The organism is Solwaraspora sp. WMMD1047 (assembly GCF_029626155.1).
Taxonomy (GTDB): Bacteria; Actinomycetota; Actinomycetes; order Mycobacteriales; family Micromonosporaceae; genus WMMD1047.
Map to the genome: position 1 here is coordinate 3,967,909 of NZ_JARUBL010000001.1, position 18,229 is coordinate 3,986,137.

Consider the following 18,229-nt stretch of genomic DNA (forward strand, 5'->3'; position numbering starts at 1 on the left):
GCCGACCCGTACGGCCGCCAGTCAGGCCGGGACGGCGACGGCCTCGCGGAGCAGCCGGCGGGCCAGCACCAGCCGGTCGTCGTCGGTGTCCAGGCCCGGCAGGTCGCCGACCCGGGTCACCCCGCCGGAGAGGAAGGCGCGGACCGCGAGCGCGCACTGCCCCGGCAGGCTGATGGTCCGGTCGAAGAGCCGCAGGGTGACCCGGGGCGCCGCGTCCGGTCCCCCGCCGGGTTCCGGCACCAGTTGCCAGCGCAGCCCGCCGCGGGGCACGAGTCGGCTCTGCGGGGTCAGCGCGGCGATCGCGGCGGCCTGGGCGAGCGGACGCAGCGGCGCCGGCCGGGCGGCCGGCCAGGCCCGCTGCCGGAGCCGGCCGGCGACGGTGGCCGGGTCGGCCCGGGCCAGCCAGTCGCGCAGCGCCGCCACGGTCTCGGTGAGCTCCGGTTCGACCTGGCGGGCGTCGGCGACGTCGATGCCGAACGGCAGCGGCGCCCGCAGGCGCCGGTCCTCCGCGGCCAGTGCGAGCAGCTCCTCCACCAGGGTGTAGCGGGTCACCGCCCGGACTCCGACGGTCAGGTGCAGCGAACTGCCGTCCTGCGCCTGCGCGCTGTGCAGCCAGCCCCGGGGGAGGTAGAGCGCGTCACCGGGGGACAGCACCACGTCGAGCGCGGGCGGCCCGTCGGCCACCGCCGTCACCTCGTCGGCCCGCCCGCCCCACGGCTGCCGTTCCAGCGGGTCGGGCAGCACCGGCTCGTGGACCCGCCAGTGTTTCTCCCCGTCGACCTGCAGGACGAAGACGTCGTGGGTGTCGTAGTGGGTCCCGAACCCCTGGTTGCCGGCCGGGGTGAGGTAGGCGTTCACCTGCAGCGGCTGGCCCAGGGTGCCGGAGAGTTCCCGGGTGAAGTCGACGATCGGCGGCCAGGTGCGGTGCAGCGCCTGCAGGACCAGGGTGGCGCCGTCGGCGTACAGCTCCAGGACCCGCTCGTCGAGGACCTGGTCGGTGATCTCGGCGCCGGCGCCGCCGCCGCCGGTGTAGCGCGCCGCCGGCAGCACCTGGCCGTCGCGGGCGACCCGCAGGAACGGGGTACGCAGGCCACGCCGGCTGAGCAGTTCGTCGGCCGCGGCCGGGGAGAACAGGTCGCTGAATCCGGTCGGGCCGGCGAGGTCGGCGGCGCGGGACAGCAGGGGCGCCCGGCCCCAGTTGGCGGCGGCGAACTTCGCCGGTTCGATCGCGACGCACCGGGCCAACGCCGGCCGGGCCGCCGGCGGTCCGTCGGTCGCGGCCACGGTGTCGTCCATGTTCGGTCGCGGGCGGTGGCGTCAGCGCGCGGCGCCGTCCGCACCGCCGTCCTGCTGACCCGGCGTCGCACCACCGTCCGCCGGACCCTCGGCACCGCCGTCCGCGCCACCGTCCTGCTGACCCGGCGTCGCACCACCGTCCGCCGGACCCTCGGCACCGCCGTCCGCGCCACCGTCCTGCTGACCCGGCGTCGCACCACCATCGGCCGGACCCTCGGCACCGCCGGCGCCGCCGGTGCGGATGTCGTCGTCGTCGAGCCTCATCACAGCCCCCTCGCCTCGGATACCCCGGATCCGTCCACCCCGTCCGGGTTGCCCGGTGCTGGTACCCGGGAAGATCCGCCTCTAACCTGAGGCGCGGCCAACCGGACGCGCGGGCCGGCGGTGGTCGGCACCGATCGAGCCGGAACTGGCGCGTCAAGCCAGGACCGGCGGAGGCGATAACCACCCTGGGAGCGATCCCACCAGCGGAAACACCCGAAGGGGAACCGAAACTACCGAGCTTGGAACCGGAAGTTTCAGCGAGCGTCGCCCGGCGGTCAGCTCGCCGGCAGCGAGGCTGTGCTGTCCCGGACCACCAGGTCGGTGGAGAGCTCGACCCGCGGGGTGTCCAGCGGTTCGCCCTGCGCCAGCCGCAGGACGGTACGCGCCGCGAGCAGTCCCATCTCGGCGAGCGGCTGACGGACCGTGGTCAGCGGCGGGGACGCCCAGCGCGCCTCGGGCAGGTCGTCGAAGCCGACCACGCTGACGTCGTCGGGCACCCGCAGCCCCCGCCGGCGGACCGCCTCGTACGCCCCGAAGGCCATCTGGTCGCTGGAGGCGAAGATCGCCGTCGGCGGCTCCGGCAGGTCCAGCAGGGTCGCGGCGCCGGAGAAGCCGGACTCGTGGTAGAAGTCGCCGGGCGCGATCAGCTCCTCGCGCATCGGCAGCCCGGCGGCCTCCAGCGCGGCCCGGTAGCCGTCGAGTCGGGCCCGGCTGCAGAGCAGCCGGGGCGGACCGGCGATGAAGCCGATGCGGCGGTGGCCGAGCGAGAGCAGGTGCTCGGTGGCCCGGATCCCGCCGGCCCAGTTGGTGGCGCCGATGGTGGGGATGTCCAGGCTCGGCACGCCGGCCGGGTCGACCAGCACCATCGGCACGTTGAGCCGGCGCAGCTCGGCGTGCACCGGCGGGGCGAGATCGCTGGCCACCAGGATCACCCCGTCGGTGGCCCGGCCGCGCAGGTTCTGCAGCCACTGCCGGGTCGAGGTGGAGCGGCGGTGGATGGCCGAGACGACGGTGCCGACGCCCGCCGCGTGGGCGACGTCCTCGACGCCCCGGATGATCTCGACGGCCCACGGACTGTCCAGGTCGTTGAAGACCAGGTCGATCAGACTGGCGCCGGCCCGGGGGCGGCTCGCCCGGCGCCGGTATCCGTGCCGGCGCAGCAGTTCCTCGACCCGCTCCCGGGTCTGTGGGGCCACGTCGTTGCGACCGTTGAGCACCCGGGAGACGGTAGGCACCGACACCCCGGCCTCCTGGGCGATCGCGGTGATCGTGATTCTGCGTCCTTCGTCGACCGTCACGAGGCAGCTCCTTCGTCGAGGCTCCAGCGTACGACCGGAAGGTTTTCGCGGCCTAGGCGGCACGCGATTACCCTCCTTGGCGTTGTCCGGCCGCGCCGTTGGGGTTGACTGTCCCGCACCGTCGGTCCTAGCGTTCCCATTAAGTTACGGAACTGTTCCGGAAAGCTACCCCGACAGCCTAGCGGATGGGCCACCGCGGCGGTGTACCTCCGCTCCGCCCATGGCCATCCGCGCCGCACCCCGTCCGCGCCCCCAGCACGCCACCGCACCGCACCGTCGCACCCCGCCCGCACACCGCCCCACCCGAGAGGATTCCCATGAAGGTGACCCCAGCGGTCGCCACCGCCGGCCGGCCGACTGTCCTCCTTCACCGGTGAACGCCGCCAGCCGGCCAGACGCCGGCCCGATCATCCCAGGATTCCACCCCGATCCCACCGTCTGCCGGGTCGGGGACGACTACTACCTGGCCTGTTCCAGCTTCGAGTACTTCCCTGGCGTACCGATCTTCCACAGCCGCGACCTGGTCGGCTGGACCCAGATCGGCAACGCCCTGGACCGGCCCAGCCAACTCAACCTGCCGCCGACCACCCCGTCCTCCGGCGGCATCTACGCACCGACCCTGCGCCACCACGACGGCCGGTTCTGGCTGATCACCTCGAACATCCCGCACGGCGGGACGCTGCTGTTCAACACCGAGGACCCGGCCGGCGAATGGTCCGATCCGGTACGGCTGCCCGACGTGCCCGGCATCGACCCCGACCTGGCCTGGGACGACGACGGGGTCTGCTGGTGCACGTTCGCGGGCATCGGCCAGGTCCGGATCGACCCGCGGGACGGATCGGCGCTGGAGAAGCCGCGCCGGATCTGGTCGGGCACCCCGGGCGCCACCTACCCGGAGGCTCCGCACCTCTACCGGATCGGCGACCTGTGGTACCTGCTCATCGCCGAGGGCGGCACCGAGCGCGGCCACGGCATCTCGGTGGCCCGGGGGCCGGCACCAAACGGCCCGTTCGAGCCGTGTCCGGCCAACCCGATCCTCACCCACCGCGGTACCGACGACCCGGTGCAGAACACCGGGCACGGCGACCTGGTCCAGGCACCGGACGGTTCGTGGTGGCTGGTCTTCCTCGGGGTACGGCCACGCGGCGGCAGCCCGGGCTGGCACGTCCTCGGCCGGGAGACCTTCCTCGCCCCGGTGGACTGGGTGGATGGCTGGCCGGTGGTCGGTGCGCCGGGCACCCTGCCGGCCGGCGCCGACGGCCCCGGGTCGCTGCCGGTGAAGGAGCGGGACGACTTCGACGAACCGAACCTGCATCCGCGCTGGATCTCGATCCGCAACCGGCCCGCGGCGGCGGTCAGCCTGGCCGAACAACCGGGCTGGCTCACCCTGCGGGCCCGGGGCGCGTCACTCGACGAGCTGACCGTCACCTTCGTCGGGCGGCGCCAGCAGCACCACAGCGTGCGCGTCGGGGCGCGGGTGGACGCCGCGGCCGGTCGGGGCGGCCTGGCGGTACGCCTCGACGAACAGCACCACTACGCCGTCGAACTGACCGGCGGGCGGGTCGTCGTCCGGGCCCGGGTCGGCCCGCTCAGCCAGGTGCTCGCCGAGCGGGCCGCGCCGGCCGGGCCGGTGGTGCTCGGCATCCGGACGCTCGCCACCGGACCGAGTCCGGACCATCCGCGCCAGGAGCCGGACGTCGTGCAGCTGGGCTACGAACATCCCCGGGACGGCTTCGTCACCCTCGCCGAGTTGGACGGCCGCTACCTCTCCACCGAGGTGGGCGGCGGCTTCACCGGCCGGGTGATCGGCATGTACGCGACCGAGGGAACGGTCCGGGTGGACTGGTACGAGTACGAACGCCTCGACCCGTAGCCGGTCGAGACCCGGATACGCCGAGGGGCCGGCCCGTTGCCGGGCCGGCCCCTCGCGCGTCACTTATCGGGTGTGCCGCTCAGGCGGAGTAGCCGCGGTCGGCCATCCAGTCCGCCATCTCGTCGGCGGTGACCCAGTACTCACCCACCGGGTCGTACGGGTCGGCGATCTTCACGACACCGCCGCCATCGCGGTACCCCACGATCGTCAGGTAGTGCCCACCCTCGTACGCATGCACACCACCATCGACATCGGTCGCCGTACCCTTGATGTTCGCCACCACCGCACGACCGGCATCCACCGCGGCCACCACATCAGCCGACAACCGCTCGGTCGCCGCGTCACTGGCCGACGGACCCTCAACCGTCACCGTCTTGTACACCCCACGACCATCCCGGTCCCGGTCGCCGCGCCGCTCATCACGCCCACGATCCCGATCCCGGTCGCCACGATCCCGACCACGATCCCGGTCGTCGCCACGGTCCCGGTCGTCATCCCGGCCCGCACCGCCACCATTGAGCACCCGGGTCACATCCTCAGCGGAATTCGTCCCCGCCTCGGTCGTACCCAACAGCTTCGCCACCTCATCCTGCGACGGCGCCGCACCAGCCGCCGTCAACGCGATCCGCGTCGCCGCCGGCCCACAGTAGTAATAGTTCTCCTGCTTACGGTACTCATACCGCACTTCCTTCACCCCAGCGTCACGCTGCTGCGCCGACGCCACCACCGGCGGCCGCTCCGGCGCCGCCTGCGCCGCCACCGGCGCCGCCACGATCCCACCAGCGAACGCCAGACCCGCGACACCCAACACCGCCCGCCGAGCCACCACACCAAAACGCTTCTCAGTCTGGAAAACAGTCATCAGACCCACACCTTCCATCCGGGGATGGACGACACCCACCACGCCCACAGGCGCGCGCGGGCAATCGCCAACGAAAGGAAAGAGAGAAAAGCAGAGAAGAAGACGGCACGCCCGAGGGCGGGGGCTCCTCAGGCGTACGCGAGATATAACCGACCCGACCCGCCCAGCATTCCGGCCGAACCCGACCCCCACCCACCCGATCATGGCCCGACGCCGACGCATCCGGCACCGCACCGGACATCCGGGTCGGGTCAGTGCGGCTCGCCGGCGTCGATCCGGGCCCGCACGCCCGCGTGCTCGGCGAGCAGGTTCAGCAGGTTGGAGCCGTCGATCAGCTCGAGCGGCTTGCCGGAGGCGAACTCGAACGACGCGGGTCCGTATCCGCCGGTCGTCACCAGGATGCCCTTGGAGGCGTTCTCGTCGTGCAGGGTGCCGAACAGGTCACGGACCGCCGAGACGTCCACGGTGCCCCGGTTGCGCCGGGCGTGGATCACCACCTTGCCGCCGAAGATCGGTCTCGGGTCGAACGCCACGCAGTCCACTCCGCCGTCGGCGGGGGTGCTGACGTGCCGGGTGTCCAGCCCCATCTTGGCGAAGAGGTTCTGGATCAGGCTCTCGAACTCGGCCGCGCTGAGGGTCAGCAGGTTGGGGCGGTGGTCCAGGTCGGCCAGCACGTCGACCTCGTCGACGAAACGCTTGTCGACCATGTCGAATTCCACCACCGGGCGGACCGGCACCAGATCCCAGGGCCGGGTCGAGACGGCCGCCTTGAGGTAGCGCATGCACGCCTCGACGTCGATCCTGCCGAGCACGATCGGGACGAAGGTGTCCCGGGTGGTCCGCAGGGTGACCAGGCACGGCCGCACCGACTGTCCGGTACGCGGGTCGGTCGCATCCACCATGCCGTTGAACACGATGGTCTCCACCAGCCGCGACCGGTCCGCCTCGAACAGTTCGTGCACGGTGCGGAGGGTGACCTGGCCGAGCAGGTCGGCGTACCGTTCCCGGATCTCCTGGGCCGGGCGGGGCGAGGTGAGCACCTCGTCGCCGGCGGCGACGTACCGGTACTCCCGCACGGACGGGATCACGTCGATGGTGGGCAGGTGGTACTCGACCACGATCTGCCGGGACTCCGGGACGTAGGCGAGCCGGTAGCGCTGTGGGAAGTCGTCCGGGTAGACCGAGTTGCCCAGCACCAGGCCGAAGTACTCCACCACGGCTTTCGGCTCGGCGGCGGCCAGGGCGGCGGCGAACTGGTCGATCTCGGCGTTGTGGGCGGCGACCTGCGCGGTGAGCTGCTCGCAGTGCGCCTCGTACCGGCGGCGGGCCGCGGCCAGCCGCTGTTCGCGTTCGGACTCGGCCGCCGCGAACCTCGCGCGGGCCTGGGCGAAGGCCTCCTGGGCGGCGGCGAGTTGCTGCTGGTAGCGGGTCTCCCCGCCGAACACCTTGCCCAGGCTGCCCGGCGGCGGCGGCTCGAACCGGTTCCACTCGGGCGGTTGGAGCGGCACCCCCAGCCGGCCCGGCTTGAACTCCGGTAGCGTGACGCGCTTCTTCAGGCGGTTCAGGTCGATGTGGTCGTCGACCGCCAGCGTGGTGGCGAGCAGTCCGTCCAACTCGTCCAGCCTGGCTTCGAGGTTGGCGTTGGCGGCCGCCACCCGGGCCGCCCTGGCCTCTGCGTACAGGCGCTTGCGCTCGCGTTCGTTGGCCGCGGCCGACCGTTCCGCGGCCTGGCGGGCGTGCTCGGCCTCCCAGAGCATCTGTTGGTGTTGCAGGTAGGTGGTGGTCCGGGCTCGCTGCTGGGCGTGCACCTGCTGGGCGTGCTCCCGCTGCATCTGCCCCATCTTGCCCATGCGTCATCCCATCGTCGCCTCGGTGCACCGACGGCGGTCACCCCGGTGGCCGGCGGTGCGACTCCCATTGAAGCCGGTGGAAGCCACCTCACCCGGCGTGGTCACATCTTGGCCCAAGGTGAGCGGATCGTCCACCGGCCGGGTGGCCACGATCCGATCGATGCCCTCTACTGTGATCCGTACGGCGGGTGGTCGAGGGGACCGGGCGGAGTGGACCGAGCAGGCAGCAGTCGGGTGCCATCGTGGACGACCTCGATGGCGGTGGTGGTCGGATGCTATCTGGTCGCGGGCCTCGCCGGCTGGGCGGTGTGGCGGTTGGCCTCGACGGCGCATCCGGTCACCGCCGCGTTCGGGGCCGACCTGGCGGCGACCGTCGTGGTCTTCGCCGGCTCGACGGTGCTCGCCAACGCCAGCCTCTACGACCCGTACTGGAGCGTCGCCCCGCCGCTGATCGTCGCCGGCTGGATCGTGGCGGGCGACGGCGGGGTCGGTGCCCGGCAGGCGGTGGTGCTGCTGCTGGTCGCGGTCTGGGCGGTCCGCCTGACGGCGAACTGGGCGATCGGCTGGGCCGGCCTGGGACACGAGGACTGGCGCTACCGGTCGCTGCGGGAGCGCACCCGGGGGCGGTTGCCGTGGTGGCTGGTCAACCTGGGCGGGATCCAGCTGATGCCGACGCTCGTGGTCTTCGCCGGCCTGCTGTCGGCCTGGCCGGCGGTTGTCGGCGACCGCCCGGTCGGCCCGCTGGACGGGCTGGCCGCCCTGGTGACCTCGGCGGCGATCGTCCTCGAGGCGGTGGCCGACCGGCAACGTCGGCACTTCGTAAGCGAGCCGGCCAACCGTGGCCGGGTGCTCGACCACGGCGTCTGGCGGTTCTCTCGGCACCCGAACTACCTCGGCGAGATCGGCTTCTGGTGGGGGTTGTGGCTGTTCGGGCTCGCCGCGGCCCCGCACTGGTGGTGGACGGTGGCCGGGCCGCTGGCGATGGTCGCGCTCTTCGTGGGCGTGAGTATTCCGATGATGGACCGGCGCTCGTTGGCCCGCCGGCCCGGATACGCCGCGCACATGGCCCGGGTGCCGGCCCTGCTCCCGCTCCCCCGTCCGAACCGCGGCCGGACACCCGGCTCTTGAACATCAGGTTTTCAACAACTAGTTGACAAGCGAACGTTCACAGGCCCAGGATGGCGGTATGCCCGAGCAGCTCATCGATCCGTTCACCCCGCCCGACGCGAGCCGGGCCCGCGCCCACCGGCAGTACGCCGCCCTGCACCGGATCACCGAACGGCACGGCGACACCAGTTCCCGCCGACGCCGGCACGCCCACGCCGACGTGCTCGAACCGCAGGATGCCGTCCGTCTCGTGCTCGCCCTCGCCGCCGGAGCCGCCCAGCTGGAGCCCGGCGAGGCGGAGGTCGACCCGGCGGACCTGACCTCGGCGCTGACCCTGATCCCACACGTCCGCGCCGACCTGGACGCGATCGAGCTGGGGCTGCTCACCATGGCGCGGCAGCGCGGCCTGACCTGGCAGGCGATCGGCTTCGGCCTCGGCCTCGGCTCGGCCCAGGCCGCGCGGCAACGCTACGAGCGGCTCGCCGGCCGGGAGAGCGCATCCGGCGCCGGGCAGGTGGCCGGATGAGAACCTTCGACCTGGCGGTGATCGGCACGGGCGGGATAGCCCGGCTGCACGCCGAGGCCGTGGCCGGGCTCGGCGGCCGGGCCCGGCTGGTCGCCGCGGCCGACATCGACGCGGACCGGCTCGCCGAGTTCGCCCGGACCTGGTCGGTGCCCCGGGCCTATCCGCAGCCGGCGGCCCTGCTCGCCGAGGAAAAGCCCGACCTGGTCATCCTCTGCACCCCACCGGGCCTGCACCGGGACCAGGCCGTCGCCTGTCTCAGCCGGGGCGTGCCGGTGCTCTGCGAGAAACCCCCCGCGCTCAGCCTGGCGGAGCTGGACGAGATCGCCGCCGCCGAGGCGGCCGGCGGTGCGCACTTCGCCACCGTCTTCCAGCACCGGTTCGGCAGCGCCGCCGCGCGGCTGCGCCGGCTGGTGGGCGACCCCCGGCTCGGCGCGCCGCTGACCGCCGTCTGCCACACTCTCTGGTACCGGCCGGACAGCTACTTCGCCGTGCCGTGGCGCGGCCGGTGGGAGGTGGAGGGCGGCGGACCGACGATGGGTCACGGCATCCACCAGATGGACCTGCTGCTCTCCGTGCTCGGCGACTGGCGGGAGGTGGTGGCGGTGGCGGCGCGGCAGACCCGCCCGACCTCCACCGAGGACCTCTCCTGCGCGATCGTCACCTTCGACAACGGTGCCGTCGCCACCGTCGTCAACAGCCTGCTCTCCCCCCGCGAGACCAGCTACCTGCGGTTCGACTTCGCGCACGCCACCGTCGAGGTGGAACACCTCTACGGCTACCAGGACCGGGACTGGCGGATCACGCCCGCCCCCGGGCACGCGACGGCGGTCGACGCTGCCTGGGCCGAGGGGCCGGCGGGGCAGGGCAGCGGCCACACCGCGCAGCTGATCGCGGTCCTGGACGCCCTGGCGGCCGGCCAGCCGCCCCCGGTGACCAGTGCCGACGCCCGCGCCACCCTGGAGCTGGTGGCCGCCGTCTACGCCTCGGCCTTCACCGGAGAACGGATCGCCCGGGGGCAGCTCACGCCCGATTCGCCGTTCCATCACGCGATGGCGGGCACCGGCGCCCCCTGGGCCGCGGACCACGCGGTACCCGGCCAGCGGACGGCCGACCGATGACCGGGCCGATGACCGGGTCGGGTGCCGGCGAGCCGATCCCGGCGGGCCTGAGCCTGCTGCACGAACACGGCCTGGCGCTGACGGTCCGGCACCGGGACCAGCCACTGCTGCGGTACGTCTACCGGCCGTGGGACGTCCAGTTGGAGTCACCCCGGCCGTACTTCCACCCGCTGCGCACGCTGCGCGGCGACCAGGTCAGCCTCTACCGGCCACACGACCACGTCTGGCACCGGGGCATCGCCTGGTCGCTGCCGAACGTCGGCGCGGCGAACTTCTGGGGCGGTCCCAGCTACCACCGGGGCCACGGCTACCGGCAACTGCCCAACGACGGCGCCATGCGGCACCGGGACTTCACCGAGCTGGCCGCCGAACCGGACGTGGTGCGGGTCCGGCACCGGCTGGACTGGGTGACCGAGCCGGGCGAGACCTGGTTCGAGGAGGACCGGGCGTTCGCGGTGACCGTCGGGCCGGCGGACACCGGCTGGACGTTGGCGTACGACACCCGGTTCCGCAACGTCTCCGACGCCGTCGTCACCATCGGCAGCCCGACCACCGAGGGCCGGGAGAACGCCGGCTACGGCGGGCTGTTCTGGCGCGGGCCGCGCTCCTTCAGCGGCGGCACCGTGTACGCGCCCGGGGTGGCCGGCGGCGACGAGCTGATGGGGATACGGGCGCCCTGGCTCGGCTTCGCCGGCCGGCACGACGAGCGCGACCGCAGCTCCACCCTGGTCTTCGTCGACGACCCGGACAACGCCGGGCACCCCACCCGCTGGTTCGTACGCTCCGGGCCGTTCGCCTGCGTCTGCCCGGCACCCTTCTTCAGCACCGAGGTGCCGGTCGCCCCCGGCGAAACCCTGCGATTCCGGTACGCGGTGACGATCGTCGACGGCGACCCGGGCGGTCCCGCCCCGTGCGCACGGCTGGCCGACGTGGGCCTGGCCGCACTGCGTACCGCCCTGTCGTCGCCCGGCGGGCCATGATGGCGGCGACGCTCCTCGTCGGCACCTCCGGCTGGCAGTACCGCGACTGGCGCGGCCGGTTCTATCCGGCCGATGTGCCGCAGCGGTGCTGGCTGGAGCACTACGCCGGACAGTTCGCCACCGTCGAGGTGAACAACGCCTTCTACCGGCTCCCCGAACGGCGGACCTTCGCGAACTGGCGGGACCGCACCCCCGCCGACTTCGAGGTGGCGGTGAAGATGAGCCGCTTCCTCACCCACGTCCGTCGGCTGCGGGATCCCGCCGAACCGGTCGCCCGCTTCCTCGACCGCGCCGCCGCGCTCGGCGACCGGCTCGGCCCGGTGCTGTTGCAGCTGCCGCCGAACCTGCGGGCGGACGTCGACGCGTTGGACGCCGTCCTCGCCCGGTTCCCGGCCGGCGTGCGGGTGGCCGTCGAGCCCCGGCACCCGTCGTGGTGGACCGACCGCACCCGGCTGGTGCTGGAGCGGCGGGGGGCCGCGCTCTGCTGGGCCGACCGGCGGGGCCGGCCGGTGACTCCGCTGTGGCGGACCACCGACTTCGGCTACCTGCGACTGCACGAGGGCCGGGCCCGACCGTGGCCCCGGTACGGCCGGGTGGCGCTGCGGTCATGGCTGGAGCGGCTCGGTTCGACGTTCGGCGACGACCGGCGGGCATACGTCTTCTTCAACAACGACCCCGGTGGCGCGGCGGTGGTCGACGCCGCGGCGTTCGCCGCAGCGGCCCGCGCGGGTGGGCTGCGGGTCACCCGCGCCCCCGCCCCGTGACCGCCGGCACCGGTCTGCGCGGCGTCACGGAATGATCGGGCTCAGGTCCCGGGGCACGCTGGCGCGCACGTCCTCCCACTCGCCCTCGGTGACGTGTCGCCGCAGGGCGTTGAGGACGGTGCGGACCACACCCTCGGCGCCGCCGTCCACGTCGTACCGGAAGCCCTGGCGCACCTCGTAGAGGAAGTCGTCGCGGTTGAGCTTTATCGGCACGTCGGTCGGGTTCCAGCCGTCGTAGTAGACGCCCCGCACCAGCACCGGAAGCTGCGCGGCGAACTGGGCGCTCTCCTCCACCGGCAGCCGGTCGCGCAGCAGGTGCAGCACCGTGCGCAGCGCGGCGTAGGACTGGTCCCGCCGGTCCGGTGGCCACCCGTACGCCTGCTCGATGTCGGCGAGGATGAGGTTCGTCTTCTCGATCGACGATTGGAACGTCGAGTAGATGTTGCTGGCCACGGCCAATCCCCCGTTCCGTCAGTGGATTCGGGTCCGCGCCGACGCGCGGACCCGTCCACGTTGCGCCGGCCCCGGGTGAGCCGGACTCACCCGGTCGGGGTGAACCGCCGGATTCGCCACGGCCGGCGGCCCTGACCCAGGTCATGTGAGCGATAACATGGACGTTCCTGGATCAGCTCCCGTCCCCGAGAGGATCGCCCGTGCGCCTCCACCGCCCCCGGCCCCCGGCCAGGGTGAGAGCCCTCGCCGCGCTCACCACCGCCGCCGCCGTCCTGTCGAGTCTCCTGATCGCGACGCCCGCCCCGGCCGCACCGCCCGTGCTCTACACCAACCCGATCGCCGCCCAGCGGGCCGACCCGCACATCGTCAAGCACACCGACGGGTTCTACTACCTCACCGCCACCGCGCCCGAGTACGACCGGATCGTGCTGCGCCGGGCGACCACCATCGCCGGCCTGGCCAGCGCCCCGGAGACGGTGATCTGGCGCCGGCACGGCAGCGGCGAGATGGGCGCCCACATCTGGGCGCCGGAGCTGCACCACATCAACGGGCGGTGGTACATCTACTTCGCCGCCGGCCGCACCGACGACGTCTGGCGGATCCGGATGTACGTGCTGGAGAACGCCGCCGCCAACCCGCTGGCCGGCGGCTGGACCGAACGCGGCCGGATCGCCACCCCGCTGGACACCTTCTCCCTGGACGCGACCACCTTCGTCCACAACGGCACCCGCTATCTGTCCTGGGCGCAGAACGACCCGGCCGTCGGCAGCGGCACCAGCCTCTACCTGGCCGCCATGAGCAACCCGTGGACGATCACCGGCAACCCGGTCCGGATCAGCACCCCGACGCACTCCTGGGAGACCATCGGGCACCGGGTCAACGAGGGCGCGGCGGTGATCCAGCGCAACGGGCGGGTCTTCATGACCTTCTCGGCCAGCGCCACCGACAGCAACTACTGCATCGGCCTGCTCACCGCCTCGGCGAACAGCAACCTGCTCAACCCGGCGTCGTGGACGAAGAACCCGCAGCCGGTGTTCCGCAGCAACGCCGCCACCGGCCAGTACGGCCCGGGACACAACTCGTTCACCGTCGCCGAGGACGGCCAGAGCGACCTCCTCGTCTACCACGACCGCAACTACCGGGACATCTCCGGTGACCCGCTCAACGACCCGAACCGGCGGACCCGGGTGCAGAAGTTCTACTGGAACGCCGACGGCACCCCGAACTTCGGCATCCCGGTTCCGGACGGCGCGACGCCGTACCGGTTCCGATCGCACAGCCACCCGGACCGCTACCTGCGGCACTGGGAGTACCGGGCGAAGATCGAGCCGAATGTCACCAACCTGCCCGACTCGCAGTTCCGGATCGTGCCCGGGCTGGCCGGCGGGGGCAGCGTCTCGCTGGAGTCGACGAACTTCCCGGGCTACTACCTGCGCCACCGCAACTACCAGGTCTGGGTGGAACGCAACGACAACTCGGCGGTGTTCCGGGCCGACGCCAGCTTCCACCGCCGCGCCGGCCTGGCCGACGCCGCGGGGGTCTCCTTCGAGTCCACCAACTTCCCCGGCCGATACCTGCGGCACAACCAGTTCGACGTGAACCTGGAGCCGGTCGGCAGCGCGGCCGAGCAGGCCGCCGCCACCTTCCACCTGGAGTGAGCGCAACGGGGTGCCGGTCGCGCCGCTTGACAGCCGGCCGGCACCCCGCGTTATCGTCGTTGGCAGCGCGCCGGGGATCGCGCCGAGACTCGCCGGAAGGCTGGAAGCCACCCTTACCCGTTCGGTTCGAGCGACGGACACCGAAGCTCTGGACCGCCCGTGCGAGTCCGGGCGATGAGCGAGGTGCTCCCCGTGAAGACGCTCCCCGACAACCCACACCCCGAACACCTGCGCCGGCAGGCCAAGGACCTGCTGGCGGGCCTGCGCGACAGCGACCCCACGGTGACGCTGGCCGGCGCGCAGGCGACGCTGGCCGGGCAGTACGGCTTCCGTACCTGGACCGACCTGTTGGCCGAGGTCGACCGCCGGCGCGGCTGCGCGGCGGTGGCCGACCCGGCACTGGCCCGCGCGATCGCGGCGCACTACGACCTGGGTCAGGTGACCGGCGAGATGCGGTCGCTGGCCCGGCCCGACGAGTCCGGCCGCCGGTGGTCGCTGCGCACCGACCGGGGCCGCTGGTCGGTGCGCACCATGGACACCTGGTGGCCGATCGTCGACGTCGAGACCGAGGTCGCGTTCCGGCTCGCCGCGGCCGCCGCCGGCGTGCGGCTACCGACGCCGGTCCGCGGCCGCGCCGGCGACATCGTGGTGGAGATCGGCGGGCACCGGTGGCGGGTCGACGAATGGCTGCACTCCGGACCGCCGCTGGCGGCGCCGGCCGGTTCGGCGGTCACCCGCGAGGTGGGCGGCATCCTCGCCACGCTGCACGGGCTCAACTGGCCGGTGGAGCGGATCAGTCCCTGGCACCGGCTGCGCCTGTCCGAGGCGAGCTGGCCGGACCTGGCGGCGTCGGCCCGCGCCGCCGGCGCGAGCTGGGCACCGGAGCTGGAGCGCGCGGTGGACACCCTGGTCCGGCTCGACGCGGTCGCCGCCGACGAGAAGGCCGGAGACGAGAAGGCCGGAGACGAGGTGGCCAAGCCGGTGCTGTCCCACAACACCCTCGGCCCCGGTCAGGCACGGCTCGGCGCGGACGGACGGGTGATCGTCGTCGGGTGGGAGCACGCGGGCGGTCAACCGCCGGCGTGGGAACTCGGCAACGCCCTGATGGACTGGACCGTGAACCCCGGCGGCGGGGTCAACACCGCCGGGGCGCGGGCGCTGGTCGACGGCTACCACACCGCCGCCGGCGCCCTGCCGCCGATCGGCCCCGGCATGTTCCGGGGCGCGATCACCGGCCAGGCGAACTACCTGACCGGGCAGATCCGGTACGCCCTCGCGGCCCGGGACGACGAGGACCGCCGGTACGCCGACCGCAGCGTCCGGCACCTGCTCGCCCACCTGCCGACGCCCGACGCCCTGGCGCTGCTGCTGGACGTGGCGCTCGGCGCGGCGCGGCGCTGACGTCGCCGGCGGCGGTCGCCGGAGCCGGCGACCGCCACCGCCGCGCTCAGCCCTGGTCGAAGAGCTGCCCGAACCGGATTCGGTTGCCGAACGGGTCACGCAGCCCGCAGTCGATACCGTACGGCCGCTCCGTGGGCGGTTCGGTGAACTCGACCCCCCGGGCCACCAGGGTGTCGTACGTCTTCTGGCAGTCGTCGGTGGTGAACATCAGCCAGCCGGCCATCGCCCCCTTGGTGAGCAGGTCCCGGACCTGGGCGGCGGTCGCCTCGTCCATCGACGGCGGCCCCGGCTTCTCCAGCAGCACCTGGCGGTCGGACTGGCCCGGCAGGTTCACCGTCAGCCAGCGCATGAAGCCGAGGTCGTTGTCGGTGTGCACCTCGAAGCCGAGCTTGCCGACGTAGAAATCGAGGGCCTCGTCCTGGTCGAGGACGAAGATCTGGGAGTGGGTGATCGCGTTGAACATGCAGGTCACGCTAGTCGGCCGGCCCGCCGGAAGGCTTATCCGAAACTGCTCTGCCCGGTCGCATCCAGGCCATCGCGAAGCAGGTCGGCGCCGCGACCGGCCCGCTGCGGCGGCGGTACCCGGTCGGCGACTCGCCGACGATGTCGCGGAACGTCCGGCTGAAGGTGCCGAGGCTGGTGAAACCGACCTCCAGGCAGATCTCGGTCACGCTGCGGTCGCTCTCCCGCAACAGGTACATCGACCGCTCCACCCGGCGCCGCTGCAGGTAGCGGTGCGGCGTCTCGCCGAAGGTGGCCCGGAAGGTGCGGATGAAGTGGGCCTCCGAGGCGATGGCGATCCGCGCCAGCGCCGCGATGTCCAGTGGCTGCGCGTAGTCGCGGTCCATCGCGTCGCGGGCCCGCAGCAGTCGCCGGTTGGACTCCTCGACCACACGGCTCATCCGCTGATGACACCACATCCGACCGGGGCGACGCGGGGCGGGAGCCGGATCGCCGACAGCACGGTCGACGGGTGTTGCACCGGTTACCTACCGTGCCTGGCGTGGAGGACCAGGCGCTCGTGGCGGCGATCTCCCGGCGGGACCCGACCGGGCTCGACGGGGCATACCGGCGCTATGCGCCCAGACTGTACGCGTACGCGCGCACCCTGGTCGGTGACGCCGCCACCGCGGCCGACGTCGTCCAGGACACCTTCCTGATCGCCGCCCGGCACGTCACCCAGCTCCGTGACCCGACCCGGTTGCGACCCTGGCTGTTCTCCGTCGCCCGCAACGAGTGCCTGCGCCAGCTCCGCGGCCGGGTCCGGGTGGTGCCCCTGGAAGCGTACGGCCCGGGCGTGGAGCCCGCGGCGGAGCCGACCGACCCGGGCGCCGCCGTGCAGAGCGGCCAGCTCGTCGAGCTGGTCCGGGCGGCCTACGGCGGGCTGGGCGAGGCCGACCGCGAGGTCATCGAGCTGACGGTGCGGCACGGGCTGTCGGCGGCCGACCTGGCCGGGGTGCTCGGCGTGTCGGACAAGCACGCGCATGCCCGGATCTCACGCGCCCGCGCCCAGTTCGCCGTCTCGTTGGGCGCGTTGCTGGTGGCCCGCACCGGCCGAACCGACTGTCCGGTGCTGGCCGGCCTGCTGACCGACTGGGACGGCGCGCTCACCCCGCTGCTGCGCAAGCGGATCCACCGGCACACCGAGTCGTGCCCGACCTGCGGGGCGCACCGACGCCGTCAGCTCAACCCGGCCGCCCTGCTGACCGGTTACGCCGCCCTGCCGCTGGCCGCGCTCCTCCCGTTGGCCAGGCAGCGGTTGGACCTGGTGGCCGCGCACTGGCGGCTGGCCCAACCACCGCCGGCGCTGGGCACCTCGCCCGGGCCGCCGACCGGCGGAGCCAGGCAGGTCGAATCCCCGACCGGCGACAGCCCTGCCGGGGTCGGCCCCGTCGGTCCGGCCGGGGTCGGCCCGGCCGCCGACGGCTACCGGTGGGAACCGCGGACCGGGTTTCCGGTCCGCTACCGCGCGCCGGGTGATCGGCGGCGCCGGGTCGGCCTCGCCGCCGCGCTGGTCCTGCTGACCGCGTGCGGGGCGGGCCTGTTCGCAGCGGCCGGTCCGGGGGCCGCGCTCCTGCCGACCGGATCCGCACCGGTCACGGTCTCACCGCCGGCAGTCGACGTCGGCGGGACGGCGGTTGGCCATGCTCCGCCCGCCACCGGCACCGCCGGTCCGTCACCCTCCCCGGGCGGCTTCGCCGATCCGGTACGGCCGGAGGGTGCCCGGATCAGCCCGGCCCCCGGTGACCCGGCGGCACCCGACCCGGACGCGGACCGGCCAGACCCGGACGCACCGGACCCGAGCACACCACCGGACCCGCCCGGCCCGGGCGGGTCGTCCGACGATCCGACGCCGCCGGTCCGGGAATTGAGCGTGCGGGCGACCGCCCGGGTCGCCTGCACCGGTGGCCAGTCGTACGCGATCACGGTGTCGGCCACCGCGAGCGAGGCCATCTCGGCGGCCACGCTCACCTGGCGCGCGGCGGACCAGCGCACCGGCCGGATGACGGTGAGCGGGCGCGGCGCGACCGGTACCGCGCCGCGGTTGACGGCCGCCCGGGCCACCTGGTGGGTCGCGGTCACCGCCCCCGATGGCCGGACCGCCCGGACGTCGACCGGCACGGCCACCGATCCCTGTCCCCGACCCGCCGGCTGAGCCACCGACCCGGTCGGCCCGGCCGCTGAACCGGACGTCTGGCCACCGATCCGATCCTCCCAGGAGCCGGGCGCAGGGCTTGACCGCAGCGGGTCGCCAGGTCGGTGCCGGGTCGTCCCGGCC

Annotated in this window: 16 protein-coding genes and 1 pseudogene; 9 read left to right on the forward strand and 8 right to left on the reverse strand. The window is 73.5% G+C overall.

The genetic code is table 11. The annotated features are described in order from the left end of the window. Window positions 1-21 precede the first annotated feature (21 nt). From O7627_RS18040 to O7627_RS18050, 3 genes and pseudogenes are all read right to left on the reverse strand, one after another. On the reverse strand, window positions 22-1,296 hold the full coding sequence (locus O7627_RS18040) for a cupin domain-containing protein (protein WP_278094689.1): 1,275 nt from the start codon (window positions 1,294-1,296) through the stop codon (window positions 22-24). 27 nt (window positions 1,297-1,323) lie between these two features. Then, window positions 1,324-1,560 (reverse strand): annotated as a pseudogene (locus tag O7627_RS37205) (hypothetical protein); the annotation flags it as partial. Window positions 1,561-1,835: 275 nt separating this feature from the next. Beyond that, window positions 1,836-2,858: a LacI family DNA-binding transcriptional regulator gene (locus tag O7627_RS18050; protein ID WP_278094691.1), complete on the reverse strand. Its 1,023-nt coding sequence runs from the start codon at window positions 2,856-2,858 to the stop codon at window positions 1,836-1,838. 373 nt (window positions 2,859-3,231) lie between these two features. Between O7627_RS18050 and O7627_RS18055 the strand changes: the two genes are divergently transcribed. Further along, window positions 3,232-4,731, forward strand: coding sequence for a glycoside hydrolase family 43 protein (locus tag O7627_RS18055; RefSeq protein WP_278094692.1), 1,500 nt, complete (start codon window positions 3,232-3,234; stop codon window positions 4,729-4,731). 79 nt (window positions 4,732-4,810) lie between these two features. On the opposite strand, the gene O7627_RS18060 is transcribed toward O7627_RS18055, so the two are convergent. Together O7627_RS18060 and O7627_RS18065 are read right to left on the reverse strand one after the other, a co-directional pair. Continuing rightward, window positions 4,811-5,641: a C39 family peptidase gene (locus tag O7627_RS18060; protein WP_278094693.1), complete on the reverse strand. Its 831-nt coding sequence runs from the start codon at window positions 5,639-5,641 to the stop codon at window positions 4,811-4,813. 203 nt (window positions 5,642-5,844) lie between these two features. Beyond that, a complete protein-coding gene (locus tag O7627_RS18065; protein ID WP_278094694.1) occupies window positions 5,845-7,443 on the reverse strand; it encodes a restriction endonuclease in 1,599 nt (532 codons plus the stop codon). Between the two features lie 234 nt (window positions 7,444-7,677). Here O7627_RS18065 and O7627_RS18070 point away from each other — a divergent pair, with 234 nt between their 5' ends. Genes O7627_RS18070 through O7627_RS18090 form a run of 5 tightly spaced genes read left to right on the forward strand, consistent with a single transcriptional unit; the run spans window position 7,678 to window position 11,938 of the window. Continuing rightward, window positions 7,678-8,571: a DUF1295 domain-containing protein gene (locus O7627_RS18070; protein ID WP_278094695.1), complete on the forward strand. Its 894-nt coding sequence runs from the start codon at window positions 7,678-7,680 to the stop codon at window positions 8,569-8,571. 58 nt (window positions 8,572-8,629) lie between these two features. Then, window positions 8,630-9,076, forward strand: coding sequence for a DNA-binding protein (locus O7627_RS18075; protein WP_278094696.1), 447 nt, complete (start codon window positions 8,630-8,632; stop codon window positions 9,074-9,076). After that, the gene (locus O7627_RS18080; protein ID WP_278094697.1) at window positions 9,073-10,194 is read left to right on the forward strand and encodes a Gfo/Idh/MocA family oxidoreductase; all 1,122 of its coding nucleotides are present in this window, start codon (window positions 9,073-9,075) and stop codon (window positions 10,192-10,194) included. Before O7627_RS18075 ends, O7627_RS18080 begins: the two co-directional genes overlap by 4 nt. Continuing rightward, the gene (locus tag O7627_RS18085) at window positions 10,191-11,174 is read left to right on the forward strand and encodes a PmoA family protein (RefSeq protein ID WP_278094698.1); all 984 of its coding nucleotides are present in this window, start codon (window positions 10,191-10,193) and stop codon (window positions 11,172-11,174) included. The genes O7627_RS18080 and O7627_RS18085 overlap by 4 nt, the downstream gene beginning before the upstream one ends. Continuing rightward, the gene (locus O7627_RS18090) at window positions 11,174-11,938 is read left to right on the forward strand and encodes a DUF72 domain-containing protein (RefSeq protein WP_278094699.1); all 765 of its coding nucleotides are present in this window, start codon (window positions 11,174-11,176) and stop codon (window positions 11,936-11,938) included. Before O7627_RS18085 ends, O7627_RS18090 begins: the two co-directional genes overlap by 1 nt. Window positions 11,939-11,962: 24 nt before the next feature. On the opposite strand, the gene O7627_RS18095 is transcribed toward O7627_RS18090, so the two are convergent. Beyond that, a complete protein-coding gene (locus O7627_RS18095) occupies window positions 11,963-12,391 on the reverse strand; it encodes a DUF2267 domain-containing protein (protein WP_278094700.1) in 429 nt (142 codons plus the stop codon). Between the two features lie 200 nt (window positions 12,392-12,591). On the opposite strand from O7627_RS18095, the gene O7627_RS18100 reads away from it, so the two are divergent. Together O7627_RS18100 and O7627_RS18105 are read left to right on the forward strand one after the other, a co-directional pair. After that, on the forward strand, window positions 12,592-14,049 hold the full coding sequence (locus O7627_RS18100) for a family 43 glycosylhydrolase (RefSeq protein WP_278094701.1): 1,458 nt from the start codon (window positions 12,592-12,594) through the stop codon (window positions 14,047-14,049). 192 nt (window positions 14,050-14,241) lie between these two features. Further along, window positions 14,242-15,450 (forward strand): aminoglycoside phosphotransferase family protein, encoded by a 1,209-nt coding sequence (locus O7627_RS18105; protein ID WP_278094702.1) that lies wholly within the window; start codon window positions 14,242-14,244, stop codon window positions 15,448-15,450. A gap of 46 nt (window positions 15,451-15,496) precedes the next feature. Here the strand turns inward: O7627_RS18105 and O7627_RS18110 are convergent, their stop codons facing one another. Beyond that, window positions 15,497-15,913 (reverse strand): VOC family protein, encoded by a 417-nt coding sequence (locus tag O7627_RS18110; protein WP_278094703.1) that lies wholly within the window; start codon window positions 15,911-15,913, stop codon window positions 15,497-15,499. A 10-nt stretch (window positions 15,914-15,923) separates the two neighbouring features. Then, the gene (locus O7627_RS18115) at window positions 15,924-16,352 is read right to left on the reverse strand and encodes an AraC family transcriptional regulator (protein WP_278094704.1); all 429 of its coding nucleotides are present in this window, start codon (window positions 16,350-16,352) and stop codon (window positions 15,924-15,926) included. A gap of 101 nt (window positions 16,353-16,453) precedes the next feature. On the opposite strand from O7627_RS18115, the gene O7627_RS18120 reads away from it, so the two are divergent. Continuing rightward, complete coding sequence (locus O7627_RS18120) at window positions 16,454-18,106, forward strand: RNA polymerase sigma factor (RefSeq protein WP_278094705.1); 1,653 nt, start codon at window positions 16,454-16,456, stop codon at window positions 18,104-18,106. Window positions 18,107-18,229: the final 123 nt, after the last annotated feature.